General features: G+C 48.0%; 25 protein-coding genes. 1 reads left to right on the top strand and 24 read right to left on the bottom strand.

Annotated features, from left to right (window positions below; genetic code table 11):
- Positions 1–4 precede the first annotated feature (4 nt).
- The 18 genes from VC28_RS18435 to mrcB all read right to left on the bottom strand — a co-directional run bounded on the left by VC28_RS18435 (position 5) and on the right by mrcB (position 17,225).
- Positions 5–388: a hypothetical protein gene (locus VC28_RS18435; RefSeq protein WP_156184366.1), complete on the bottom strand. Its 384-nt coding sequence runs from the start codon at positions 386–388 to the stop codon at positions 5–7.
- Positions 389–403: 15 nt separating this feature from the next.
- The gene (locus VC28_RS18430; RefSeq protein ID WP_049631929.1) at positions 404–631 is read right to left on the bottom strand and encodes a hypothetical protein; all 228 of its coding nucleotides are present in this window, start codon (positions 629–631) and stop codon (positions 404–406) included.
- The gene (locus VC28_RS18425) at positions 628–1,152 is read right to left on the bottom strand and encodes a hypothetical protein (protein ID WP_049631928.1); all 525 of its coding nucleotides are present in this window, start codon (positions 1,150–1,152) and stop codon (positions 628–630) included. The genes VC28_RS18430 and VC28_RS18425 overlap by 4 nt, the downstream gene beginning before the upstream one ends.
- 116 nt (positions 1,153–1,268) lie before the next feature.
- Positions 1,269–1,763: a hypothetical protein gene (locus VC28_RS18420; protein ID WP_049631927.1), complete on the bottom strand. Its 495-nt coding sequence runs from the start codon at positions 1,761–1,763 to the stop codon at positions 1,269–1,271.
- 59 nt (positions 1,764–1,822) lie between these two features.
- Positions 1,823–2,857 (bottom strand): DUF5710 domain-containing protein, encoded by a 1,035-nt coding sequence (locus VC28_RS18415; protein ID WP_049631926.1) that lies wholly within the window; start codon positions 2,855–2,857, stop codon positions 1,823–1,825.
- Between the two features lie 434 nt (positions 2,858–3,291).
- Complete coding sequence (locus VC28_RS18410) at positions 3,292–4,056, bottom strand: hypothetical protein (protein WP_049631925.1); 765 nt, start codon at positions 4,054–4,056, stop codon at positions 3,292–3,294.
- Positions 4,043–4,930 (bottom strand): helicase RepA family protein, encoded by an 888-nt coding sequence (locus tag VC28_RS18405; RefSeq protein ID WP_049631924.1) that lies wholly within the window; start codon positions 4,928–4,930, stop codon positions 4,043–4,045. Before VC28_RS18405 ends, VC28_RS18410 begins: the two co-directional genes overlap by 14 nt.
- Positions 4,930–5,136, bottom strand: a complete 207-nt coding sequence (locus tag VC28_RS20115; protein WP_082191621.1) for a helix-turn-helix transcriptional regulator — start codon at positions 5,134–5,136, stop codon at positions 4,930–4,932. Before VC28_RS20115 ends, VC28_RS18405 begins: the two co-directional genes overlap by 1 nt.
- Before the next feature lie 209 nt (positions 5,137–5,345).
- Entirely contained in the window at positions 5,346–6,572 is a 1,227-nt protein-coding gene (locus tag VC28_RS18400; protein WP_049631923.1) for a tyrosine-type recombinase/integrase, read from the bottom strand.
- A 272-nt stretch (positions 6,573–6,844) separates the two neighbouring features.
- On the bottom strand, positions 6,845–7,618 hold the full coding sequence (gene djlA, locus VC28_RS18390) for a co-chaperone DjlA (RefSeq protein ID WP_049631922.1): 774 nt from the start codon (positions 7,616–7,618) through the stop codon (positions 6,845–6,847).
- 41 nt (positions 7,619–7,659) lie between these two features.
- Positions 7,660–9,249, bottom strand: a complete 1,590-nt coding sequence (locus tag VC28_RS18385; RefSeq protein WP_049631921.1) for an ABC-F family ATPase — start codon at positions 9,247–9,249, stop codon at positions 7,660–7,662.
- A 180-nt stretch (positions 9,250–9,429) separates the two neighbouring features.
- Positions 9,430–9,855 (bottom strand): type 2 periplasmic-binding domain-containing protein, encoded by a 426-nt coding sequence (locus tag VC28_RS18380; RefSeq protein WP_049631920.1) that lies wholly within the window; start codon positions 9,853–9,855, stop codon positions 9,430–9,432.
- 15 nt (positions 9,856–9,870) lie between these two features.
- Entirely contained in the window at positions 9,871–11,055 is a 1,185-nt protein-coding gene (locus VC28_RS18375) for a hypothetical protein (protein WP_049631919.1), read from the bottom strand.
- Between the two features lie 82 nt (positions 11,056–11,137).
- A complete protein-coding gene (locus VC28_RS18370; protein ID WP_049631918.1) occupies positions 11,138–12,748 on the bottom strand; it encodes a methyl-accepting chemotaxis protein in 1,611 nt (536 codons plus the stop codon).
- 236 nt (positions 12,749–12,984) lie between these two features.
- Entirely contained in the window at positions 12,985–13,335 is a 351-nt protein-coding gene (locus tag VC28_RS18365) for a hypothetical protein (protein WP_049631917.1), read from the bottom strand.
- A 33-nt stretch (positions 13,336–13,368) separates the two neighbouring features.
- Positions 13,369–13,917, bottom strand: a complete 549-nt coding sequence (locus VC28_RS18360; protein ID WP_049631916.1) for an RNA polymerase sigma factor — start codon at positions 13,915–13,917, stop codon at positions 13,369–13,371.
- Positions 13,918–13,922: 5 nt separating this feature from the next.
- Positions 13,923–14,720 (bottom strand): DUF6249 domain-containing protein, encoded by a 798-nt coding sequence (locus tag VC28_RS18355; protein ID WP_049631915.1) that lies wholly within the window; start codon positions 14,718–14,720, stop codon positions 13,923–13,925.
- Between the two features lie 162 nt (positions 14,721–14,882).
- Positions 14,883–17,225, bottom strand: a complete 2,343-nt coding sequence (gene mrcB, locus VC28_RS18350) for a penicillin-binding protein 1B (protein ID WP_049632536.1) — start codon at positions 17,223–17,225, stop codon at positions 14,883–14,885.
- A gap of 260 nt (positions 17,226–17,485) precedes the next feature.
- Between mrcB and VC28_RS18345 the strand changes: the two genes are divergently transcribed.
- A complete protein-coding gene (locus VC28_RS18345; protein WP_049631914.1) occupies positions 17,486–18,484 on the top strand; it encodes an adenosine kinase in 999 nt (332 codons plus the stop codon).
- 151 nt (positions 18,485–18,635) lie between these two features.
- On the opposite strand, the gene VC28_RS18340 is transcribed toward VC28_RS18345, so the two are convergent.
- From VC28_RS18340 to prmC, 6 genes are all read right to left on the bottom strand, one after another.
- Entirely contained in the window at positions 18,636–20,771 is a 2,136-nt protein-coding gene (locus VC28_RS18340; protein WP_049631913.1) for a TonB-dependent siderophore receptor, read from the bottom strand.
- A gap of 121 nt (positions 20,772–20,892) precedes the next feature.
- Positions 20,893–22,011: a DUF4405 domain-containing protein gene (locus VC28_RS18335; protein ID WP_049631912.1), complete on the bottom strand. Its 1,119-nt coding sequence runs from the start codon at positions 22,009–22,011 to the stop codon at positions 20,893–20,895.
- 249 nt (positions 22,012–22,260) lie between these two features.
- Positions 22,261–23,748: a winged helix-turn-helix domain-containing protein gene (locus tag VC28_RS18330; protein ID WP_197085567.1), complete on the bottom strand. Its 1,488-nt coding sequence runs from the start codon at positions 23,746–23,748 to the stop codon at positions 22,261–22,263.
- 83 nt (positions 23,749–23,831) lie between these two features.
- The gene (locus VC28_RS18325) at positions 23,832–24,440 is read right to left on the bottom strand and encodes a TIGR00645 family protein (protein WP_049631910.1); all 609 of its coding nucleotides are present in this window, start codon (positions 24,438–24,440) and stop codon (positions 23,832–23,834) included.
- An 85-nt stretch (positions 24,441–24,525) separates the two neighbouring features.
- Positions 24,526–25,278: a HesA/MoeB/ThiF family protein gene (locus tag VC28_RS18320; protein ID WP_049631909.1), complete on the bottom strand. Its 753-nt coding sequence runs from the start codon at positions 25,276–25,278 to the stop codon at positions 24,526–24,528.
- Positions 25,275–26,135, bottom strand: coding sequence for a peptide chain release factor N(5)-glutamine methyltransferase (prmC, locus tag VC28_RS18315; protein WP_049631908.1), 861 nt, complete (start codon positions 26,133–26,135; stop codon positions 25,275–25,277). The genes VC28_RS18320 and prmC overlap by 4 nt, the downstream gene beginning before the upstream one ends.
- Between the last annotated feature and the right edge of the window lie 99 nt (positions 26,136–26,234).

The raw sequence follows: 26,234 nt of genomic DNA, 5'->3' as shown, positions 1-26,234 counted from the left end.
AAATTTACAGTGAAAACCATCCTGCAAAAGCCAGAAAATCTAGTGCTCGCGCAGTGGGCTCCAGCAGGGATGCTGGCACTGTTGTATTGACCCAGTATGCAATCACCCCGGTTGAAAAGATTGCTGGGTGCCCCATAATTCCAACTAGGTTTGTAACAATCGTCAACGCTACAAAAATATTCCAGGGCAGATATACACCTGTCCATAAATGGAATTTTCTACGCAGTGGTGGAACCAGACACGCAACCAGCAAAAAAATGCAGAGCAGCCAGGCTGCTCCACATACTGTTCCCATGGCGAAGTTTTCCCATGTTTGGCGGCTCCAGTCATCTGCGGCCAATCTCTCCGACCACCTAGCCAACTCTCGCGCATTCATTAAAGTTTCCATCGCCTTTTCTCTCTATTATTTCCCATCAATAAAATTCGCCAGCCTCTCTGCCTTCTCATCAGTCCCGCTCAAAACTCGCGCTGTGGCAAATGCTACCGTTCCAAAATAAAAAACTGCGGAAGCCAAAATCACTGAGGTGGACACAGTACCCATCAATAATTTTGCCGCTCCCAGAACTAAAAACGCCGCGAGCGTGACGCCAGCACAATGAATTGCAATAGCTACTTTTTTACCTGTTGTCATTTCATGGTCTCCTGAGATTTTTTGATGACCAGGAAATAATGTTCAGCCTGAAAATATTCCACAACTGATAACTGCACATTTGCGCAGAAACCTCCTGAATCCAGCCTTAACTGCCCGCCTGAAAATCCTTTTATCAATTTCACTGTATCAAGGGGTGCAGTATAAGCGATGCGGTGGCCGTAAATCCGGAGCAGATTATTTGCAATATCAAATGTGATTTGTTCATCCTGTGGGTTGTCGCGTTTGACTGAAAAAACACCTCTCTCCACCTCACTGCGCGGATGGCGTGGCAGCAGTCCCCAACTGGCCACCTGGTACACAGCATCCCCAGATTTCTCAACTAACACTTGGTAATCACCCTGGAGCGCCTGCAAACGACTTTCCAACTCCTTTTCTGTTAGGCCAGTGTCAGTAGCCAAATTGGTCACTGTTGGCCGCTCGATACGCTCCAGCGCGACTATGAGTGGCAACACGCGGATAAACTCCCGTGAATGTATTTGTGTACAATTGGCATCAGCCATAAATCACCTCCAAACAGGTGGTTGTGGTTAGTCTCGGATGAATGTGTCCGCATTCATTCGGGACGATTTTAACTGTTAGGTGCTAACAATAAAAAGTCATATCAATGCATCACGATTTAATATCCCCGTTCTTTTTTTAAAAAGTCCTCCAGTAGCTCATCAAGACACTTTCCCCTCTCTTCAGCTAAATTTTTTAGTCCAGACACCAAGGATCGATTCAGCTTTATTTGTATTTTCTCTCTACCTGCATCGTTTGCATAACGCGCTTGGCGCAGATTATTTTGGCACTGTTTCCAGCCATCTTTGCTGACAAACCTAAGCACCCATCCTTCTAGTTCGTCTGGATCGGGGACTGAATGGCCACGAGTAGCGTACTCGACCATAAACTGTGATTTCGGGTTTTTATCGGCCAGCTCAATAGCTCGCCAGTAACGTTCAATATTGCAGTATTGCACTTGGTTGATTTCATTGAGCGCCCTTACTGCTGCATACGATGTTTTTGGATCGAACAAGAGTTTATCGGCGCGTGAATAGTCCGACAGTGCTTCACGAAAATACGCATGAACACCTGCAGCATTTTCCAGTGTCACGCCCTGTCTTGGCCTTGCCATAAATCACCTTTTCATGATTTCATTATTTAATGATCCGTGTTTTTGGTTAGCTTCTAACGCTAAAGCCAATCAAGGATTTCCATGTTGTCAGGTAAATTCTTCACAAATTCCTGCAGCTCAGGCTTCACAGCACCAACCACATACCAGGATCTGACACTGGCATCCCAATGCGCACCTAATCTTTTCGCAAAATCCTTTTTGGAAAAAGGCACGTTTAAATAGGTCACGGCCGCCTTATTGCCTTCTAGTTTGCAGAGAAGATTTTGAACTTTATTGGCAAGTTCAATGTGCCTATTCGCGCCACGCTCAGTGGCCGGTACAGCATCTTTTAGTGATTTCCAACATCCAAGTAATGAAGATATTGCGTTTGAATTTATGAAGCCTGCGCTGACATCTTTATCGGCCAAACCTAACCACTTTTCTAAAGCTTTTAGCTGATCAGCAAACTGGCGGAGTTCTGCTGCATCGTGGATCTCGTATATTTTAAGAGGCGTGAATGAAAGATCGCTCCCAAAATCTGTACGTTTGCTGGTGTCTTGAACCAGCAGTTTAACCACATGGTCGGGCTGTAAATGATCGCTTGTTGTGTTGATCAAAAGCTTGGCGCTATAACCACCAATCAAACATTCAAACCACTTGCGGCCGCGTTTTTTGATTATCAATGTTTTTATATTGTCCTCATCCTGGGAGAAAACACGGATTCTCATATCATGGGCCTGCATGAGAATTGCCCTCTGGAATTGTTCCCCCCCAAATACCCATATTTGCTCCCACTCACCTGCATCTAATTTTTGCTTTGCGAGTTCCAACTGAGCCGCGAGCGCCCAAGGATTTGTTGTACAGCAATCAATGGATTTTCCATTATCCCTGAACGCTGCCTGCCCTTCCCTGCGCCCATTTAAATGGGTGTAAATGTTATCCCCATCTTTATGAAAGATTGAGATAACAGAAGAGGAAGAATCAATAACTCCAGCACTTTGCCACTTTGGTAGCCACTCTGGGTTATCCAGTTCATCAATATCCCCTTTATGGCTTTGCGCAGCATTTTCTGACTCGCACAGGTCGCAGGCCAAACCACCGTAAATATTCATCATAGATCACTCCTCAATCATGTTTTCATGAAATCATTATATAATGGTTAGCACCTAACGCAAATAATATTTTGTTATTAAGATTCGAAAAGCTGTCAAGGGCGGAAGCGGAAGCCGCAGCGGAGCACAAAGAGCGTAGCGACTGAGCACCGAACGGGTGAGCCTTACGGCGCAGCGCACCCTTGACAGATTGGAGGGTCATACAGCCTCCCAGAGGGGCAGGCATAGCGCAGCGGCGACTGCTCCCGAGGGTCAAACACGGCTGTTTGCGGGGATGTTTGAAGGGGCTGCGCCCCTTCCACTTAATGCGTTTCGGTCAGCTGCCGCGCCTAGCGGCGACTGAGCCGAATCTGAATATCCTGTATATCCTGCCAATTCCGGGCGGGTGTGCGACGCTTCCGGGCGGGTGCGCGACGCCATCGGGCGGGTATGCGACGCTATCGGGCGGGTGCGCGACAGTCTGAAACCACTCTTCTAACCCTACCCCCTTCAATAACAACTCCAATTCGCTTTAGTTGAGCAGCATCCTCCCTCAAGCGGAAGCGGGCATCGCGCAAGGTTTTTCCTGAAATCTGCCCGGCGACAGCCAAAATCACTGTATCCATATACCAGCCTCCAGCAGGTTCGTTTTGGTGGGTCAGAATGTGCCGGGCCACCGCCTGAGCGATACCGTGCTGCAATCGAGCAATTGGAGCGGGGTCGTAGTACAGAGCCAGATCCCGCTCAAGAAGCTCCAAAAGAGCTTTTCCTAAGCGCACCTTCCAAAGATTTCTAACACCACCAGTGAGAGGATCACGGCGGGGCTTAAGCGAGGGGTCACGGTGATCAATTAAATTGCCTATAATCGGGACGTCAAACTGCGGCTTTTTGATATGGATAACTGCTGCGCACAATTCAATTAGAAGCTTCTCCATCTGCGTGAAGCTATACTGGCTGTCTGAAAGCGTTTTTCGGATACGAGCAGGATCAACCAATAACTCAATTCCACCATCATTAATGGCTCGACTATCCTCTGCGCAGTAAAGAATAGCTTCCAAAAGATCAGCGTGACGCTGACCCAATCTACCAAAAACACGGCAACGCCCATGGGCAGTTTCCAGCCACTCCCCCTCACGATATTTTGGGCGTTGAGTGGGCTGGAATAGCATCAACCTGGCTTGCGTGATTGTGCTGGTTGGCGCAACCAAGTTACCACTCTTCATCTGTTTCCCTCCCCTTGAAAGCGGCAACCTTATTTCCAAAATCGCCGCCTTTGCACGCCGCTAGATCTACAGGCAAAAGTACGCCACCCTCCCCCCTCTGATACCATTTATCAGCTTCCACTAAAGCGTAATTCTGCTTACTAACCCCATACCTCACAAAAAAGCCTTTTCGATCGCCAATTGGTTTCCGGTCGTAAGTGCGGTCACTCAATTCCTTCGCTTCTGAGGCTGACATCCGCGAAACAAAACCACACCAGCGAACATTGTCAACAAGAGCGCCAGCACCTCGAGCAGCTTGCTGCAGATCTGCTTGCCCTTCGCGCACCGAGCCTTTACTAACGTGATGCAAATAGAGAACAGCAGCTCCAGTTTTCACTGCAATGCTCTCCAGGATTGAAATAAGTCGCGACATATCACCATTACTGTTTTCATCCAAACAATGAGTGCGACTTAATGTGTCCAACACGATCAACCTTGCTCCCATAGCCAATTGAATCAACCACTCGCTGTCTTTAGTAGTCATGACGTTAAAGCAGCGCCCCATGATTGGTTCAAGCATAAGATTTTTAGCGATCTCGATACGAGCCTGAGCATTAAAATGCCTACCGATAGCGTGGACACGCCCGATTAGTACACTTTCCGGATCCTCCCCCGCGAGATACACCACCCTTCCCGTTTGGCCTGGCCCAATTTTTAATAAATCACCACAGGTGACGCTACATGCAATTGACATCACCGCCTCAAGCGCCCAATAACTTTTTCCTGTAGCACCTGGAGCAATCAATGCACCGACCGTTCCGGCTAAAAAACCAGGCCAAATAAAATCTAATTGTGGAGGCTCATTCTCAAACGCTGACATGATGTCAATTGCCATTAATGCTCTCCTTGACAGACCAAGCCGCCCTGTTGAGCCAGCCATCGATGCAACTCAGATTCGGGAAACAATCGCCGGCGCCCCACCTTAATGGATGGGGGGACAGGCTCGCCTCTGCACAACCTGTTCCTAAGGCCGCCGGTAGACATGCATAGCAAGCCCGCGGCTTGTTCGTAGGTTAAATATTTTTCTGAAGTTATTTGCACGTTTTTACCCTCCGTTGATGACGATGCGTTTCGTCGTATGGCGCAGGGTTATGATGCGTGACTGTCAACAGTTTTTTCAGCAAAAAACTGTCGAAAAGTGAAGTTATTTATGAAAGGATTTTCCATCGTGCAATCCAAATGCACGATGGATTATTAAGACAAGCAAGGGAGTAAAAAAATGACTATTCAAAAAGGATTTTCGATACATATCAATAAACTGCTTTTCTAATTTCAACAATATTGGAATTTTTCAGTTTACTTGAAAAATAATTCTGTATTTTTTCCGCTGAAGATCGAAGCGTTTCAGCTGTTAAAACTATGTAGCCAGCCGTCACATCATCCCGACCAGTTGAGTGGTTCATCAATCGTTTGATCTTGTAATTGCCGACATCCAGATGTTCCGCTGTGGTGGCAAAAGTGCGCCGTAGATCGTGAAAGTCACAATGGGCGGCAGAGAGCGTTTTAACTTTGGCCACCACTTTTTTGGGTTCGCGTACCTGGCCATATTCATTATCAGCAGCAAATACAAACTCCGAATTAACTCTGCCGTTCTGCTGCTTAAATAATTGATCGATGTGTTTAGTGATTGGCAGTTCCAGCGGTAACCCGTTTTTTGTGTCATAGACGGTGAAGATTGCAGCTCGCAGATCCACATCCTTCCACTTTAATCCAAATATTTCTCCACGCCGAAGCCCTGTTAACAAAGCGAACAGCATCGCATCACAAATAGATTGACCAGTCGGTGTCTCTTGATCACGAACCTCCTGTAAGGCTCGATAAAAGACCGAAAGCTCCCCGGGGCGTAAATGTGTTTGCCTACGCCGAACATTGTTCCATTGCTTACGGTGGGACAATATCTCGACTGGGTTTTCGGGAAAAATCGAAGTCCCATCCTGACGACAGTACTCATATTTGGCGAAGTTAAATATTGCCCGCAACACACGCATGGTCAGATCTGCCTGAGCTTCCGAGGCAATACCAGCATGTATATCAATAACCACGCGGCGATCAATTTCACCTAGCGGTTTTGAGATAAACTTGCGCAAATGATTTCTTAATACTCCCTCGTACCCTCTGAGAGTGGTTACACGGAGTTTGCGGGAGCGCTTGTACGCTTCAAAGGTTTCGCCAAGTGTCACAGCTGACATTGCGTCGACGCGCCGCTGCTCGTTGGGGTTCACCCCATCACTCAAATCGGCCAAATGCTTTAGCGCCAGAGTGCGAGCTCTTACTGGTGACAAACTAGGGTATTTACCAAGGGTTATCCGCACCGGACTACCACCTGAAACGCGCTTAAAAACAGAAAAGCTTTTAACTCCACTGGATGTTACCCGCAAGCGAAGCTCGGGCAGCTTCTCATCACGATATTCAATCCTAGATTCAGGAAGTGGCAGGTCTTCTATGGCTTGTTTGGTGAAATTGAATTGTCGTTCCACATGCGCTCCGGGGTTACACTGGGGTTACATCACAATAAGACTTTATATTACATAGGGTGATCTTTATGTATATAAAATTCTTTAAAAACAATAACTTAGTTATATATTGTGATACTGTGTTACACTGGATTATATGTTTAACGACGACTCATAATCGGCAGGTCGCTGGTTCAAGTCCAGCTGGGCCCACCATTATTACCACTCCAATCCCATCAAAATAATTCTCTCAGCAAAAAAAACATTCCATTCGATTTATTCATTACTTAGATAAATCAGCCAGCGATATAAATTGAACGATGTTTTTTGATAAATGCGTATGCAACTTGAATTTTCTTGAAGTGCTCAGTTGCAGCATTCAACTGTTCAGGTGGAAGATTTTTGCTTGCTAATTTGTCAGGATGAAATTGGTTCACACGCTTTTTATAAACCATTCTTATTTCATCATCTGTCATTTCTGAATTAACACCAAGAACCCTGTAGCACTTCTGCAAATCCTGATTTTGGGAATTGGATTCAACATAGGGGCCACTGTTAAGGTCTTCCCTATTTGAATAGTTTCCTGCCTGCTTTCTTTGGGATGAAACAGAAGTGTCTTGCGGCATTACTGAATCAATTGACTGGGGGTTGCGACTCGCTGCTATTTGATCCTGCTCATAAAGCATTTTTAATAAATGATTAAATACAATGCTTTTATAATTTAATTTGCGCGCTATCCACTGTATTGCATGCAACTCTTTTTCAACCAAATAGCCGTCGGATTTCGCAACAGTGACCAAATAAACCAATAAAATCTGTATTAGCTTTGGTGTTGTGGATTCAAGAAATTTCTGGATCGTTTCGTTTGCATTAAAGTCAGGACTTGCGCCTGACTTTAGCAACAGAAGGGCTTTACTGTGCTCATCCTCCGACAAGTTCATTTTTTTCATGTAAAGCTTTACGCGCTTTACTTCGGATTTGTTTATTGGGCCATCACAATTAGATACATAGCCCAATAAACTAAACATTGCTGTTAAAAAAGATTCGCGAATATTATTTTGTTTATGCATCACAAACACTCTATATTCAACAGCAAAAAGCAGTTAATGTCTTATTGGGTATAGATTCCCTGGCTGCGCAAATAGTCTTCGTAATTACCATGGAAATCGATCAGCCCTGTTGGCTGCATATCAATAATTCTGTTGGCGAGAGAAGATACAAACTCACGATCATGGCTGACGAAAATTAATGTGCCGGGATAATTTTCCAGTGCCAGGTTAAGCGCCTCAATGGATTCCATATCCAAATGGTTGGTGGGTTCATCCATTAACAATACGTTGGGATTCACGAGACTTAACTTACCAAACAGCATGCGGCCTTTTTCACCACCGGATAATACTTTTACATTTTTCTTTACGTCATCATTGGAAAACAGCATTCGCCCAAGCGCACCGCGCACCAATTGTTCGTCACCTCTGGTCCACTGTTTCATCCAATCAAATAAATTGCTATCGTCAGCAAAATCCGCAGCGTGGTCTTGGGCGAAATAACCGATCTCCGCTTGCTCTGCCCATTTCACTGTACCGCTGTCAGGTTGCAAATCGCCATACAAACAACGCAACAGTGTGGTTTTACCCGCACCATTAGGGCCGATGATCGCAATGCGCTCACCCGCTTCCACTTGCAAACTTAAATCGGTAAACAAAGGTCGATCAAACGCTTTGCTCACTTGCTCAAGAGTGACGGCCTGGCGGTGCAATTTTTTGTTTTGTACAAATTTGATGTAAGGGCTTACGCGGCTTGAGGGTTTAATATCATCCAACTGGATTTTATCAATCTGACGTGCGCGCGAGGTGGCTTGTTTTGCTTTGGATGCGTTAGCCGAGAAACGGCTAACGAATGCTTGCAGCTCTGCAATCTGCGCCTTCTTCTTGGCGTTCTCGTTGACTAACTTTTCGCGGGCCTGGGTAGACGCCATCATGTAGTCGTCGTAATTGCCAGGATAAACACGCAACTCGCCGTAATCCAGATCGGCCATGTGTGTGCACACCGAATTTAAAAAGTGACGGTCGTGCGAAATAATAATAATGGTGCTGTTGCGCTCAACCAAAATATTTTCCAACCAGCGGATGGTGTTGATATCCAGGTTGTTAGTTGGCTCATCGAGCAGCAATACTTCGGGATCAGAAAATAATGCCTGCGCGAGCAACACGCGCAACTTCCAGCCCGGCGCGACTGCGCTCATAGGACCAAAATGTTGTTCGATAGGAATATCCAGCCCCAATAATAATTCGCCTGCGCGCGATTCTGCGGTGTAGCCATCCATTTCGGCAAACGCTACTTCCAGCTCAGCCACACGCATACCATCTTCTTCACTCATTTCAGGCAAAGCATAGATGCGGTCGCGCTCGGATTTCACCGCCCACAACTCTGTGTGCCCCATGATGACGGTATCCACCACCGAGTATTCCTCGTAGGCGAATTGATCCTGCTTGAGCTTACCCAATCGGGTATTAGGCTCCAGCATAACCTGCCCTGCAGAAGGCTCCAGATCGCCACCGAGAATTTTCATGAAGGTGGACTTACCGCAACCATTGGCTCCGATCAGACCATAGCGATTGCCGTTATTGAACTTAACGGAGACATTTTCAAACAGGGGCTTGGCACCAAATTGCATGGTGATATTGGCGGTGGAGATCACGGGTAATTTCTCTGCGGCTGAACGATTAACGGGCTAGATACATCACCAAAGGATAGATGCATCACATATAGATACGTAAAGGGCGCGCATTTTAGCCTAATTGGCAGCCTGAGAGGGGTTTTTATTGGTCATAAAAAAGCCCGCACAAGGCGGGCTGACAGCTGAATGAGTAGCGGAAAATCAAGGCACTTTAAAGACGACTTTTACCGAGGCATCCACCGCACTGGAATCGACATACCCAATCATATTGGGGTTGGCAGCAACAAGGGCTTTAACAGCGCCATCATCGCCTGCATCCTTTGGTGGAGTGCCTTTGCCGGTGAATACCAATTGCGACCAATAGGCTTTGTACTGGCTGGCATTTTTCTTACACACACTTTCATTGAATTTATCGCGTGCAGCAGAGCCTTCGTTTTGATTCACCGGCACCGCCTGTGCACCGCCTGGAAAACTTTTGCTTTTACCGAGAAAAATGCGCGATACATCATCTTCGGTCAGCGAATCGAAACCAGCAGATGGGTGGACAATAACCGCGACTTCAGCCCAACTAATGGCCGAGACACACAATGCAAGCGTAGCAGCGAAAGATGTAATGATTTTTTTCATGTCTGCAGCTCCTTTTTAAAACACGGTCTGCAAGGCAACGGAATAGACTTTTTGTCCACCGTTAACCTCATCATCAACGTCATCAATCTGGAATTTGAGTGCACTACCGCTGGTAACATCCCAACGGGTTCCCAGAGAAATGACATCGCGTTTATCTGATTGCGATGCAGCGACTTGATTGAGCACACCAATGACCGGGAGTGTGGGTGCAGCAACAGGTATTCCGGCTGCCAAATTCGCGGCCTCATCATCGGAACGCGCAACAGTGACGTGGAATAACCAATTACCTGTGCGCACACCACCCATCACGTATTCACGAACGTTTTTAGCGAGCATCGAATTTTTTGCTTCAAATTCCACATGCTCTGCGGCAGCTACAAATGTGCCGGTATCAATCGTGAGACCAATTTGCGCAAAGGTGGCCTTGTCTTCATCCACTAGCACGTTGGTGGTAACACCACGCAGTGTTGTTGGCAATGAATCCAAAAATTGCCCCAGTGTAAAACCGGTTGCAGGATCAAGAACAGCTCCTGCGACATCCACCGTCAGATCAGCTTGATGATAAGCCGCACGCAGCGTCCACCAATCTTTCCCCAAGGTTGCCGCTATACCGGCCTGGTTGCGTGTTTCAGCTTCTGTTTGCACACCATCCAGCGAGAACTCATCATTAAAACTGCCGAAATAGGCTTGGAACGTCGTATCAAAAATACCGAGGGTTTTCGTCGCGTAGATATCAATACCGTCCACGTTATTAAACGGCAGGTAATACACTTCGCGCGGTGGCGTTATCCATGAATAGGCGTAACCAACATCAAGAAAATCGGAATATAAATAAAATGGCGTGCGCAAACGACCTGCACGCAATTTAACGTCATCCGTTGCTTGCCAGGTCAGATATGCCCACTCAGCATTCACATCGTAATCGCTGTTGCTGCGCGCAATCAGCTGCGCGGTGGCGGTGAGTTTTTCACTCACTTGCCCGCTCACTTGCAAGCCGAGCAAGTTGTTATCAAACGTCAGATCTTCTTCATAACCACCATAATTGGCAGCATCTTCGTATTCATCATCGACAAAGCCGCCACCGACCGATAAAAAACCGGTGACATTGACATCGGCAGCCTGCACCCAAGGTGCTGCAATACATATCGCCAGAGCGCAAGCCAGGCGATTTTTTTTGTGTGTTGGATTCATTTTTTTCATGTGTAACTCCGCTCCTAAGTTAATAACGTCCTGTTTATATGCTCCGTAAAAACCGCTGTATTTATTCCTGTGAAAATAATTGTTAGACGCGGAACTGGCTGGCGACGTTGCGTAGTTCCTGACTGATGTGCCCAATGTCATGACTGATTTCGTTCAACTCATTGGTGCTGCTGGTAACCAACTGGGTACTGCTGTAAATACCATTGACGTGTTCGGAAACGTGGGAAAATGTCACCGTTTGTTCGTGTGTGGCTGCTGCGATGCGCTCATTAATGCTGCTGATTGTTTCCACATTATTTAAAATGGAATTGAGCACTTCACCCGAGGCTACTGTAGCTTCTACTCCACGATTGGCACGATCAACACTACCTTGCATGGCGGTAACCGCACTTGCAGAAACCTGACGCAACTCACTGATGACTTTATGAATTTCTTCCGTTGCCTGACGCGTGCGCACGGCGAGCCCACGCACTTCGTCCGCAACGACCGCAAAACCACGCCCGTGCTCGCCTGCCCGCGCCGCTTCAATAGCCGCATTCAACGCAAGCAAATTAGTTTGTTCTGCAACGGTCTGGATTGTGTTAAGCAACTGGCCAACATCAGCAGAAAATTCTTCAAAACGATTAACCACATTGGCCGCGCTACGCACTTCTTCTGCAAGGGTACTGATAGTCGATACATTCGCTGCGAGCGTTTCTTTTCCGCGTGCTGCTGCTGTGCTTGCATCTTGTGCTTGGTGTGATGCATTGCCTGCAAACTCTGCAATTTCACTGACCATTTTCATTAGGTCTTCGATTGAACTGCGCATGCTGGAAATTGCGTTCGCCTGCTCATTGATGCGCACCATGTTTTGGCTGCTGGAATTTGTCAGGCGCGTTGCCACTTGTGAAAGGCCCGTGACATCTTGACTGACATGCGCAAATGAACCATGTAGTTTTTCTACAAATGCATTGAAATATTTGACCAGATAACGAATTTCATCGTGACCGGGATACTGAATCCGTTTGGTGAGATCGCCCGCGCCTGACGCCATTTCTTTCAGGGATTCTGTCACTTCGTTGATGCTGGATGTGATTGAACGACTGATAATCAAACTGATAATCAGCAACGCAATTATCGCGCAGATCGCAATAATCAATGCAATGTTCGATGCAGTTTGCGATGACTCTATGGTTTCACTGATCGCCAGATTAAAACGTTTTGCGGTTTGGCTTTTCATTGCCGACAGTGATTTGCGCAAATTTTTTAATTTATCTGCATTAGCAGCGGTTTCAGCACCCACTTGATTGAAATCAACTGTTCCTGCAATAAAACCTTTTGCGATACGCACTGCTGTGGTGTACCAGTCTTGCAGTTGCGCATCTATATCATTTACTTGCACGGATAAATCACTACTTAGGGCCGACAGCTTTTCAAGATTGCTGCGAATCTCTTGATAATGTTTATCTGCATCTTCCAATACTTGTTCATCACCCGTTGTGACTGAACTGTTAATTTGCTGCTCCATTAACAGCAGTGATCCCAGATTAATAGTCGTTAATTCCAGCGTGGGATAAATACGCTGTTCCACTTCAGCCAAGCGGCCACTGTTGGCACGTTCAACCCAAAGTGAATAACCTTGGCTGATAACAAATCCAATAAGAGAAATGGCTACCAATAACATTAATTTTTTTGCGATGGTCAACCGAAGCATGCGTACAATCCCAGTCCGATAGAAATAATCATTTGGGTATAGCAGTCGCACATATAATGCGCAAACTTCTCGCGCCAAGTACGCTTGAGTAGAACCACTTATTGACATTTCGGGAGCAAAAAAAAATCGCCTAATTACTCTTGGCAATTAGGCGATTTAAACGAGAATGCAAAAGCGAATTTAAAAGCGAGGAAAACAGGAAATCAGTCAGGGCACAATATTCAATAACTCATTCACTACAGCAATGGCTTTGGTTTGAATATCAGTAACACAGGCACCAACAACATGGCCGTTGCAGCTGCTACACACATAGTCGCAAAGCTGGCTGCATCCATCGTTAATATCCAGGCGTAAATTGGCTGAACCACTTCACGCACCGGGAATTGGCTCGCTACCAACAGCGCGATCAGTGTTACTGGTACGGCAATAATCAATAACTCCAACCAGCGATTCAAACGCCGGGATACAGGCAGGCTCGCCATTAACTGCGCGGTAAACCCGTCATCATCTATGTAGCTATTGGATGCTTGCAGCTGCTTGCGCAGGAAGCTATCAAAATCATTGTCATTAAAGTTACTGATGCTCATACGCAACCTCACTTTTGTCTTTTATCCCGACCATCATTGGGGCAGACCGTCCTGCCAGGAGGCCAGCAGGGTTTGCAATTTTTGCTTGCCGCGGTTGATGTGGGTTTTCACGGTGCCCAAGGGTATACCCATAATAGTCGCTGCTTCTTCATGGGAAAAGCCATCTTCAAAGCATAGACGGATTGCCAGTTGCTGCCCGGCACTCAGGGTTTGCATGGCGGCCTCCACATCTTTTTGTGCATGATATTGCTTTACGCTGCACTGCTCAGCTTCGATCTCTTCATTCTCGTCAAGTTCACACCATTCGATCTTTTTCGCACGCCAGCGGTTGGCAGCAATATTGAAGGCGATACGGTACAACCAGGTGGAGAACTTGGCTTCTGCACGGAATGCGCCCAGCGCAGCGTAGGCCTTCATAAAGGTCTCTTGCGCCAGATCATCCGCGAGGTGGGTATCGCCATTGCACAGGCGTCTTGCCCATGTACGCAATGGCGACTGGTAGCGCAAAACCAGCTGCGCGAAGGCGTGCTGATCCTTGCGGCTAACGACCCGCGCAATCAATTCCTGATCGGAAAGGGACATGCGGATTAGTCCTGCTGCCCCTGCTGTTCAACAGAACCCGCTTTGGGTTTGTTCAGGTACCAGATCAGGGTTTGCGAACACCCGAAGGCGATCCAGATAAAGCCGACCGATCCGATATCAAACCCTACCAATGCGGTCAGGAAGATCAACAAGCCAATGCCGAGGAACAGGTTGCGGATACCGCGGGAGAGATCACCGGTTTCGCCTGCGCTTTTAGGCTCATCGCCACGCAAAAGCTCCACTGGAATATCGCGCCCTGCCGCAAGCAGTTTGTCGATATTGTTATTGATTTCCTGCTGGCGACGCGCCTTGCTGCGGTAGCGAAGCACGAGCAGGAACGCCAATAAAAAGATCGGCCCGCCAAAAATAAACACAATTGCAAATAATGGAATTAACAGTGCCAAGCCAATATCCTCTTCATCAAAATTGGGTTTGCCAAACGCCTCTTGCAGGCCTTTATCCAGGTCGCGCTGCCAGTCGTGGTGTTCGCGCATCCGCCGTTCGTGATCACGCGCAATCGCCTCCTGCGCCACCGCATGGGCTTGCTGTTCTATAGCCTGCACTTCCTGCTCGCGTTCAAGGTCTTTTTGCTCCTGCTCCCATTGCTGGGGCTCTTCCGGAACCGGCGCTACAGCAGGGGTAGATGGATCAGGCGTGGCAGGCGCTTGGGCACTGACAGGAACAGAAGGAGTGGAGTCAACCGGAACCGGAGTACCTTCCAGTTCGGCAGCACTCACAGGCATAAGGATGGCGCAACCGAGCACGAAGCCCAGCAGGTGCATAGAGGGTGAACGTAAAATCATGGGTTAAGCCTCTCAGGGTAATCCGGGCAGGATTGGATGTTTCAATCGATAATGCCCCAACTCATAGACTAAGACACAGTCTAGTGAGCTTCGGATTCACTGGAGAGGTTTATTTTTGCGACAAGCTTCCAGCCTTTGATACATCAAAGGCTGGAAGCGCGATCAATTGACCAGCTTGTGCCAGAAGCTCTTGATCGGATTTTTATTCTGCAGCTCGCACTCTACCGATTGCAGCGGACGGAAATCGTCGCGCAATGGCAGCCAGACCGCACCTTCACAGGTTTCTGCACTGAGCTTGCCGGTCTTTTCATCCAGCCAGTCAAAGCTGACACCGGGCGGGGGTTCTTGCGACAAGCTGCGGGTAGGCAGGTGCTTCATAAAATCTGTCCAGACCTGCAAGGCACCACCGGCACCGCTAAGTGGTGTTGCGCTATTGTCGTCGCGCCCGAGCCATACAATGGCCAGATGCTCACCACTGTAGCCTGCAAACCAGCTATCGCGCTGGTCATTAGTGGTACCGGTTTTACCGGCCAGATCAATAGCAGATGGAATTTGGTTGTAGGCGCTGCGCCCGGTTCCCTCGCGCAGGGTGCGCTGCATGGCGTATTGCAACTGGAAGATGGATTCAGCATCAAAGCGCTGCTCCAACTCCAATGGATAACGCTTGAGCGGTTTGCCGTCAGCCGCCAGCACCTCGCGGATCGCGTGCAGCGGTGTATAAACGCCTTCTGCTGCCAGTGTGTGATACATCCCGGCAACTTCCATCGGCGACATATCCACTGCCCCCAACAGCATTGCCGGTAATTCAGGGACCTTGCCTTCATAACCGGCGCGCTTCACCACTTTGGCAACGCGATCCAACCCAATGGTCATACCGAGGCGCGCGGTGGATTGGTTGTAGGAGTAAGCCAACCCTTTGTAGAGCGGAATATCGCCATGGTCTTTTTTATCAGCATTTTGCGGTGCCCACCACTTGCCGCCGGATTTATAACTCACCGGCGCATCACTAATGATCGTGCCCAAATTATATTGCTGTGGAATCTCCAGAGCGGCCAAATACACAAACGGCTTCAGAAGCGAGCCCACCGGGCGCTTGGCATCCAGTGCGCGGTTAAAACCGGAGAAACGCGGATTGCGGTCGCCAAGCAAGGCAAGGATTTCGCCTCCGCCAACAGAGGTAACTACCATGCTGCCCTGCACATTTTTGGTTTTGAATTGTTTCTCCAGTTGATCCACACGCAGCTTCATGGATTTTTCCGCCTGACGCTGCACCATGGGTGACAAGGTAGTAAAAATGCGCAGGCCTTCGCTGCGAAGATCGCTTTCTTTGTAATCCTGATTTAACTGGCGCTTCACCAATTCCATAAAAGCCGGGTAAGTCGTAGTGCGCGATTCACCTTCAGCCACAATGCCCAAGGGTGCTGCTTGCGCGCGTTTGAGCTGCTGTGCATCAATCAAGCCTTCCTTGTGCATAACGGCCAGCACAACGTTGCGACGTTCTTTGGCGCGCTCCGGATTGCGCCAGGGGTTGTAATAAGATGCCCCTTTTACTACGCCCACCAAGAGCGCCAATTCATGCACATCCAATTCACTTAACGGCTGACGGAAGTAATGCTGCGCGCCCAGTGCAAACCCATTGATAGAACGCGATCCACTTTGGCCTAAAAAGACTTCGTTGATGTAAGTTTCCAGAATTTCCGATTTGCTGTAATGCACTTCCAGCAGTACCGACATAATCGCTTCCGGAATTTTGCGGCGCAAAATACTTTGCTCATTCGTCAGATAAAAATTCTTCACTAACTGCTGGGTGATGGTACTACCGCCCTGCACTACCTCGCCGCTGGTTGCATTGACCCAAGCCGCACGGATGATGGCCAGTGGCGATACGCCGTGATGATCCAGAAAATGTTTATCTTCAACAGCTAACAAGGTCTCACCCAGCAGAGGCGGCAAATCCGCAAGGCGCACCAGCAAGCGATCTTCTTTATCGGCTGGATAAAACCCGCCAATTTCTTCCGGCTCCAACCGCACAATCGGCAAATCAGCACCGGCCAGATCGATCAACCCCTGCACCTCGTTATTGCCGACGCGCAGCATAAATTTGCGTGCGGGTTCGGTTTTATCCCAAAACGCAAAACCGCGGCTGTGGATGTGATAGGTCACTTCATGGGATGCGGCACTGACTTTTTTCAGAACCTTACCAGGCGCATCTGCATTACTTTCAAAACGATAACCCAGTGCGCGCAACTCTTGTTCAAACAGCGCCGGGGTCAAAGATTGCCCTTGGTATAGCTCCAGTGGGCGCGCATACACCCGCGCAGGCAGCGACCACTTTTTGCCTTCAAATTTTTCACGCACAACCGAATCCAGATAGAGCGTCCAAATCCCCAGCAACGCCACCGCCAATAACAATCCATAGAAAATCCACAGCCGCGCCAGCGCCCAACCACGGCGGGGGGTAGATGGAGATTTTGTACGGCGAGCAGTTGAACGGCGCTTGGTCATGGGCACATCTTTTTTGGTGGATTGTGTAACAGGAAGGCTGCGCGCTATGCGCAAAAATTTGCGCGCCAGTTTAACCCTCGCACTGTGTGAATGCGAGGGTAAAAACCGGCAATTTCCGGTGCAGAGTAATGGTCGCTTTATAGGTCGCTGCGAATTTTGCATAATGCAGCACATTTTGTACTTCGGATCTCTCTTTCCAGATCTCTCTTTTTCTTTTCAGATCGCGCTATTTCGGATCTGGCATCCAACAGGACACTCCCATGAGCAAGCAATATCACATCTACGGCATAGGCGCGGCATTGGTCGATACTGAAATCACCCTTACCGATAACGACCTCACCACAATGGCAGTGGCCAAAGGCGTTATGACATTGGTGGATGAAGAGCGCCAAAACACACTCATTGGTTATTTGCAAAACCACCTGGTTGCATCACATCGCGCCAGTGGCGGGTCAGCAACCAATAGCATCGTGGCCGCCAGTTATTTTGGTAGTAATAATTTTTATTCCTGCAAAGTTGCCAACGATGAAAACGGTGTGTTTTATTTGAATGACCTCAAAGCCGCTGGCGTTGCAACACCTGCACATATCACGCCGCCAGCAGGCATTACCGGCAAATGTTTGGTGATGATTACGCCTGATGCCGAACGCACCATGAATACTTTTTTAGGAATCAGCGAAACACTGTCGGTGAATGAATTGGATACACAAGCCATCGCCGATTCCCATTATGTGTATATCGAAGGCTATCTGGTGACATCACCCACCGGCCGTGCAGCCGCCATTGAGTTGCGCAAACAAGCGCAAGCGAACAACACCAAAACCGCATTGAGTTTATCGGACCCGGCAATGGTGCAATTTTTTCGCGATGGATTGCTGGAAATGATTGGTGACGGCGTAGATTTAATTTTCTGTAACCGCGACGAAGCCATCGGCTTCACCCAAGCCCATTCAATTGAAGATGCCATTGAAGCGCTAAAAAAATACTGCAAACAATTTGCGATCACCTGCGGCGGCGAAGGCGCACTGGTGTTTGATGGCAGCGAATTAATTAACGTCGCAGCCACACCGGTAAAAGCCATCGATACTAATGGCGCTGGTGATATGTTTGCAGGCGCATTCCTGCACGCAATCAATCACGGCAAAGATTTTAAAACGGCCGCTGCCTTCGCTAACAAAGCAGCCGCAAAAGTCGTATCACAATTTGGTCCGCGCCTGAAACCAGAGCAACACGCTGAGTTGATGGACGGATTTTTTTAATTATCTGAACATCATTCCCGCTTGCGGGGATCAAGCTTGAGGTTCGAGAACTGGACTCCCGCAAGCGGGAGTGACGATAACGCAAGCGGTAGTGATAATAAATAAAATGCCGGCAGTTGCCGGCATTGTTGTTTTTAGCATTAACCCGTTATTAAAACGAGTAAGTTGCGCTTAGCGTGTAGTTTCTTGGTGCCGCATTGGTGTACTCGGAGTAAAAACCCACTTGCCCGTAATAATGCTCATCGGTCAAGTTATCCACGTTGAATTGCAAAGCAAAATCGTCAGTCAGGTTGTAGCGAACCATCACACTTGCCAGTGTGTAAGCATCTTGTACCAACGCGGGCAAACCTTCTCCACCACTGCCGCGACGTTCACTCTCCCAGCTCGCGCCACCACCAATCGTTAAACCATCCAAGGCATTGGTGAATTCATAGGTGGTAAATACATTTAGCTTTTTGCGCGGGCTATCGGTATTCACTTCGGTGCCTGCGGCATCCTCCGCTTTGAATTGCGCATAGCCTGCCGAGAGATTCCAATTGGGTGTCAGATAACCCACCGCCTCAAGTTCGAAGCCTTTGCTTTCAACCCCTTTAGCACCGCGGTAGAAAAATTCAGGCGGCGCACTGCCAACTGGCGGTAAAAACCCTGCGACCTGGGCGACATTGTCTTGTTGGATCTGGAAAACCGCGACTGCTGTTTGCAGCGCTCCATCAAAGAAACTACTTTTCAAACCAGCCTCAATGTTGGTGCCCTCTACCGGATCAAGAAAATTCAAATCGGCATCGCGTGCATTTTGTGGTTTGAAAATTTCAGTGAAGCTGGTGTAAACATTGTGGCGTTCAGTGATGGTATAGGTGAGGCCCGCATAGGGAACTACTACATCATCATTACCGTAACTTTTGGTGCCGCTCCAATCAAAACCGTTCTGCTGCCAGGATGAAACACGGCCACCGGCGATGAATTTGAGATCATCGTTTATCGATAAGCGAGTCGCAGCGTAGTAGCCGTCTTGATCGGTTGTGGACTGGGATGCAACGAAACCATCCGCACTGAACGTCGGCTCGGGATAACTGCCATCCCACTCAAAGAAATTGCCCGTCGTCGGCTGGAACGACAGCGCAGTAAAGTTGGCGGTTTCTGTTTCGTAGCTGCTATCCAGCGCACCCACGACAAATTCGTGATCGCGATTAAACAGGTTGTAAGTGCCTTTCAATTGCACATCAACACTGTCCTGCTTGTTGTAGCCAGCGCTCATGTAAGGAAAAGGTGCATTGGAAAATTCGCCGGTTGCCTTATCCACGGTACCTGATAAATACAACAACTTGGTGTCTGCAGTATTTTTGGTGTGGTTATAACTGACCTTTGCTTCCCAACCATTGGCAAACTGATGAGCCAGAGTGACGAAACTATTTTCGTTGGTGGTATCCCAGTAAGTCCAATCAGCAGAGGTAGTGACCGACTGATCCCAATCTGTTGGCGTGCCATCGCTAAACCATGCAGGCAATGCCCCCCAGGTAGAACCTTTTGGATTGCTTTCCTGATAGCTGCTACCAACACTCAGCGAAGTGTTTGCCCCCAGGTCCGCATCAATCACACCATAAATAATGCCGCGGTCGTCTTCAGGGATTGTCATGTAGGTATCGCTAACTTCCTTTTTGACCACGATGCGCGCACGCACTGCACCATTGGCCGTCAGCGGTGTTGATAGATCGCCAGAGATAAATCGGGTATCCCAACGGCCAACACCGGCGTTCACATAGCCGGTCAATTCCGTTGCGGTTGCATGCTTGCGCACCAGATTAATAGACGCAGAAGGATCGCCCGCGCCGGTCAATAAACCCGTCGCGCCGCGCACCACTTCAATACGTTCGTAGATAGAAACATCGGCAATGGTTTCGCCGGAATCACCGGCCAGGCTCCAAGCTTGGGGCACACCGTCGATCTGGTACTTATCAATTTCAAAACCGCGCGCATTGAAGGTGTTGCGCGTGGTATCCAGATTATTGGATGAAACGCCCACCGTTTGGGTAACCACATCGGCAACGGAATTCAAATTCTGATCGATGATGCGCTGCTCAGTCATGATACTAACCGACTGGGGGGTCTCAAACAGGGTCAAGCCCAAACCGGTCGCCGTATCCACCTTGTCGGCCACCGTGTACTGGCCAGTTACCAGCACGGTTTCAACGCTGTCCTGGGCGTAGACAGCGCCAGAAACACAGACTGCATGTATCGCAGCGACTAGCGGCAAGGTTTTGAAACCGGTTTTAACGCGATAGGACAACATAATTCTGGCTCTCAGGAAAATTTGAGCGCCAGAATATCATAATGATAATTACTATCAATAGCATTTAGATTGAAAATAAGCCAATCATTGTTCTGGATCAATTGCACCAGTCATTCCCCATTCAAGGATGAAACTCAATCATGATCCTATCGACCAATTGCGTTGCCGTAGTGAGCTTGCTTGTGTCGGGATGAATCTGGCCATCCCTGCCGGAGTGATGCCCTTGCCCCGCCAGCGTCAATAAATAAACCGGGTGTTTATCGCGGCGGTCAACCACCGCCTCATAAATAACCGATGGCTGGGCGGAATAGCCATCGCCGGAGTAAATGCTGTCATCGGGAAAACGGTCGCTGGAGTAGTAGTCATTAAAATCAAACGACTGGTTGATTTCAAAACGGATGCGGAATTGCTCCGGCAATTTCGCAATCGATCGGGTCGTTAGTGAAAAGTTTTCCAACAGGGTCGCACCAGAATACGCATCCAGTTCCGGAGTCGGTTCTTCCGGCACCATTGCACCACCGGATGATTGCAAACCCAGCGCGTGTAAAAACACCGGCAGGGACTCAGGGCGCATACGGTCATTTTTACTGGCGGTATCCCATTGATATTCAAAAATATCGTTTTCATCTTCGCCCGTCGCAAAAGGATTTTCGGTAAATACCCGCTGTGGATTTTTTTGTGTGACTTTATTGGAAAAATTATTGCTCGCCAGTTTTCCGGTCACATACAACGGCTGGATAAATTCCCCCTCTAGCGTCTCAAGCCAGATGGCATATTGCGGCCACATAAAAAACGGTCCTTTACGAAACTCAACCGTCAGTGTTTCTCCATGTGCGATAGCGGGCTGCACCTTGCGGATTTGGTAAACCTGCTGCTCATCCATCACATTTTCAGTTGCCGCACGCTGCGTTTGCCCCCAGCGATAAAACTGCGCAAAAGGCGCAGTCTGGTGATAAACCAGAACCAGCAGTAACACAAAGACACCCGCACTCCCCCAGGCAACAGAATTGACCTTTGAAGCTCCGGTACCTTTGACATAATTTTTGAGGGGTTTGAAGTTATTTTTGATATGCCAGAGCAACAGCAGCAACATCCAAAAACCAAAAATCGTATGCAGCAATGCCACCAGATCCTGATGCGGCTGTAAAAACATCAACAGTGACGTAATGAAAAGAACGGTTAAACCACAGAAAACAGACAGGCTAATAAAACTGCGCCAGCGGATTGGATTGGAAGCCATAGAACTCACCCGATAAATAATGTCGGGCTACTTTCGCGAGTTTGCAGGGTTAAAAACCAATGAAACTTTATAAAATTTTATGAAAATCACTGCATTGTGGTCTTCTCAGCTACATAACTCATCGTCACTCCCGCTCGCGGGAGTCCAGCTGTAGACCTTAAAACCTATGGATCCCCGCAGGCGGGGATGACGCACTGGTAAATACTTACTGCTTAATTAGATGGAATAGGTGTTGTGGTCATGAAATGACTACTTTGCCGGCAGTGTTGGCAATTCGATTGGCAACTTATGCTTTTTTACTAAAACACCAAGCTGATCCAGTTGCTCTTGCACTTGGCTTTTACGTTTTTGGAGATGGTAAAGATCGATCAATTTTAAACGCGCCATGCTGACACCAATTGGACATGCGATTGTCTGATGATGCCCCATCGCCCGCTGATAGGCGATTTCAGCCTCATCAAAATGCCGGGATGCGAATGCAATATCACCCCACACACTGGCGATATAGGCTTGGTACAAACTATCAAACGCTTCCTTGGCCAATCGCTCTGCGACCAATAAATTGGCCCGCGCCTGTTCAAGATCACCACGCGCAAATTCCGCTTTGGCTAATAAATAATAAAACACATAGAGTCTGGAATAATGCTCCTGCCCAGCAGTAGCGATACTCTTTTTTGCATGATCAATTGCCTGATCCCAATCCTGCTGGTGCAGTTCCGCTTCAATTAACAGTTGATAGGCCAGAAAATTATCCGGCTCTAAAGTAACAGCGGTTTTTAACAGGGCAATCGCTGCATCTGCCTGACCCTGATTCCATTTATCCCAAGCTTGCGCCACTACATTGGAATTGAATTCCGCATTCAGGTGCGACAAATCCAAACGCGCATTGGTTTTTGTGGCAATCACCTTGGCCAGGCTTTCTATCACCTGATCTAACTGATGCTCCATAATGACACCCGATGCTTGATCCGTAGGTGTATACAGGCGATACAGCAACCGGTAATCATTGACTGAACCTGCCAGTTCCAAATCCAACACCAAACTTGATCCCGATATTTCAAAAATGCGGTTCACCAGTTGCATCCGATTACGGGTATCGACACCCGACTCACCTGACACATCCAACAAGTGCAGCACATAGGGAACATCAAATACCTGCACGTCAGGCGACAGCTGCAACGACTGGATCAACTGATCCATCATCCCCAAGCGAACCCAGGATAAATTGGAACCTTCGGTGCGATTTTCGATAGGTAACACCGTAATAATATTTTTATTGGCTGGATCGCTAACAGCAACATGCTTGAATACAAAAAGCCCCAGCGCACATAACACGACAACACCCAAAACCACGACAACCTTGGGAATTTTTATGCTTAGACGGGAAGGTTTTTGTAGCGTTTCAATCGCGGGGAGTTGTTCGACTTTTTCAACAGGGATAACCCAGGCGTAACCTTTGCGTGGATGTGTTTGGATAATATCCAGCGGGGAAAATAATTGTCGCAACTCACGAATGGACTGCACCAAAACCTGCTCTTCAACCCTGACATCATCCCACACTTGGTTTAGCAAAAATTCTTTTGCTAACACCTGCAAAGGATTTTCAAGAAACAGCAGCAATAACGAAAACGTTTTAGGCCTGACATTTATCGTTTCTTGTGCAGTAACAACTTGCCGCTGGGTGACATTAACGGTAAAACCATTGATGCGATACACAATATTATGTTTGATTGTCACATCCATCACCCTGCAATAAATCAATTACAAAAAAAGCGGCATTGCCGCTTTTTTTGAATTACCGTATTACTTCGAACCGAGTATTAGTGATGCTTTTTGGCGCCATCACTGACTTTCTGCATTAACCAGTCGGTATACGCAATACCAATCGCCGATGCGATAAATGCCATATGGATAATGGTTTGCCACATCACACCGGCTTCAGTAATTTTTGCACAAGCACTTGGGTTGTTGGCGTATTGTTTTAACTTCATCAGCTCTTCACAAGGAATGCCGATATAACCCGCTTCGATAAATGTTTTTAACAAGTGGATAGAAGAGATACCGATAATTGCCATTGCCAATTTTACTTTCAATACCGTTGCATTAACGTGGCTCAACCATTCAGGTTGATCGGGATGACCATCAAGACGAAGACGCGAGACGAAGGTCTCGTAACCACCGACAATCACCATCACCAACAAGTTGGAAATCATCACCACATCGATCAAGCCCAACACGATCAGCATAATTTGCTGTTCATTCATCGAGGCGACATCGGTTACCAGATGCGTCAGTTCCTTCAAGAACAGAAACACATAGGCGCACTGCGCGATAATCAGACCCAAATATAAAGGCAACTGTAACCAGCGCGAGCTGAATATTAATGCCGGGAGAAATCCAGTTTTATAGCCGGAAGGAACTTCGCTCATCAAAACACCTTTGCATAAATGAAAATAAATAGAGTCAGAAACCGATGGCGCCAATATAAAGATGCCATTGCAAAAAACAAGTTTTTTACACAGGCTTACGCAGGCTGCACACTGGGCATTCGGGATCTTTGGGCAGCTTCATCTCACGCCACTGGCTATGGCGTGCATCTAACAACAACAAACGCCCGGCAAGGGATGTTCCAAAACCACAGATCAACTTGATGACTTCAAGCGCTTGCATTGAACCGATAACACCCACCAGCGGAGCCAATACACCATTAGCGGCACAGGTCAGGTCATCGCTATCTTCTTCGTACAGGCAGCGATAACACGGGCTGTTTTGTTGGCGCGAGTCAAACACCGCGACTTGCCCTTCCAAACGGATTGCAGCACCCGACACCAACGGAACGCCAGCTGCCACACAGGCGGCATTGATTGCAAAGCGCGTGGCAAAATTATCGGTGCAATCCACCACAACATCAGCGCGTTTAACTTGCCCGGCAAGATTGTCTGCATCCAATACTTGCTCGATACATTCGATCTGCACTTCGGGGTTCAACTCGCGCAACGCCTGCGCCGCCGAGGCCGATTTGTTCATGCCAATGCGCGCACTAGTATGCGCAATTTGTCGTTGCAAATTGGTTAAATCCACCGCATCAAAATCGGCCAACACCAAATGCCCAACACCTGCTGCTGCAAGGTACATTGCCACCGGTGAACCCAATCCACCCAGCCCGATAATCAATACGCGCGCCGCCAGTAATTTTTCCTGTCCGTCGATATCGACATCAGGCAACATAATCTGGCGCGAGTAACGCAATAATTGTTCGTCGTTCACGATTGCTCCTTCTTTTTGCCAAGCGATACGCGTTCATTGCCACCAAAATCGCGCCGGGTTTCTACCGCAATAAACCCGCGTGCGTGTAACAACCTGCGCACAGCTTCACCTTGATCGTAGCCATGCTCTAACAACAACCAACCACCTTCCGCCACATAATTCCAGCCATCACGAATGATTAATTCAATATCGGCTAGACCATGATTACCTGCGACCAGCGCCGAGCGCGGCTCAAACCGCACATCGCCTTGTTCGAGGTGACAATCCTGTGGATCTATATACGGTGGATTACTGACAATCACATCAAATAGCTGTGCGGGAACAGCAGAAAACCAATTACTTTGCAGGATGCTTACATGACCAAATTCTAAAGCTCGACGATTTTTTTCTGCCAATGCAACAGCATCTGCCGAGTAATCCACCCCCAGCAATTGCCAATGCGGTTTTTCGCTGGCCAGCGCCAATACAATTGCTCCCGTGCCCGTACCCAAATCCAAACAACGCCGCTGCTGTGCCGGTGCATCGTTGGCAAATAATTCCAATGTTGTCTCTACCAACAGCTCGGTATCCGGGCGGGGAATCAAGGTGGAATTATTCACTGACAACGGCAGTGACCAGAATTCGCGCTGACCAATAATATGTGCAATCGGTTCACCGTTTTTTCGGCGCTGAAAAAAATCATCAAACATTGTTTGCTGATCGGAAGTGAGTGTTTTATCCGGCCAAGTAAAAAGCCAGGTGCGATTTTTTTGCAGGATATGACAAAGAATTAATTCGATATCGAGGCGAGCGGAATCGCTTACGGATTCCAGCTCGCTTGCACGCTGTAAACATTGCGCAACGGTGATGTTGCTCATAAGGGAGCCACGTAGGTTGGGCAGCAATGCCCAACGAAAATTCATAAGATGGTTTTATGTTGGGCATTGCTGCCCAACCTACATTGGTACAAAGATTTA

The organism is Cellvibrio sp. pealriver, from assembly GCF_001183545.1.
Taxonomy (GTDB): Bacteria; Pseudomonadota; Gammaproteobacteria; order Pseudomonadales; family Cellvibrionaceae; genus Cellvibrio.
The sequence above is the reverse complement of the archived record's forward strand: the minus strand, read 5'-3'. Positions and strand labels throughout refer to the sequence as shown.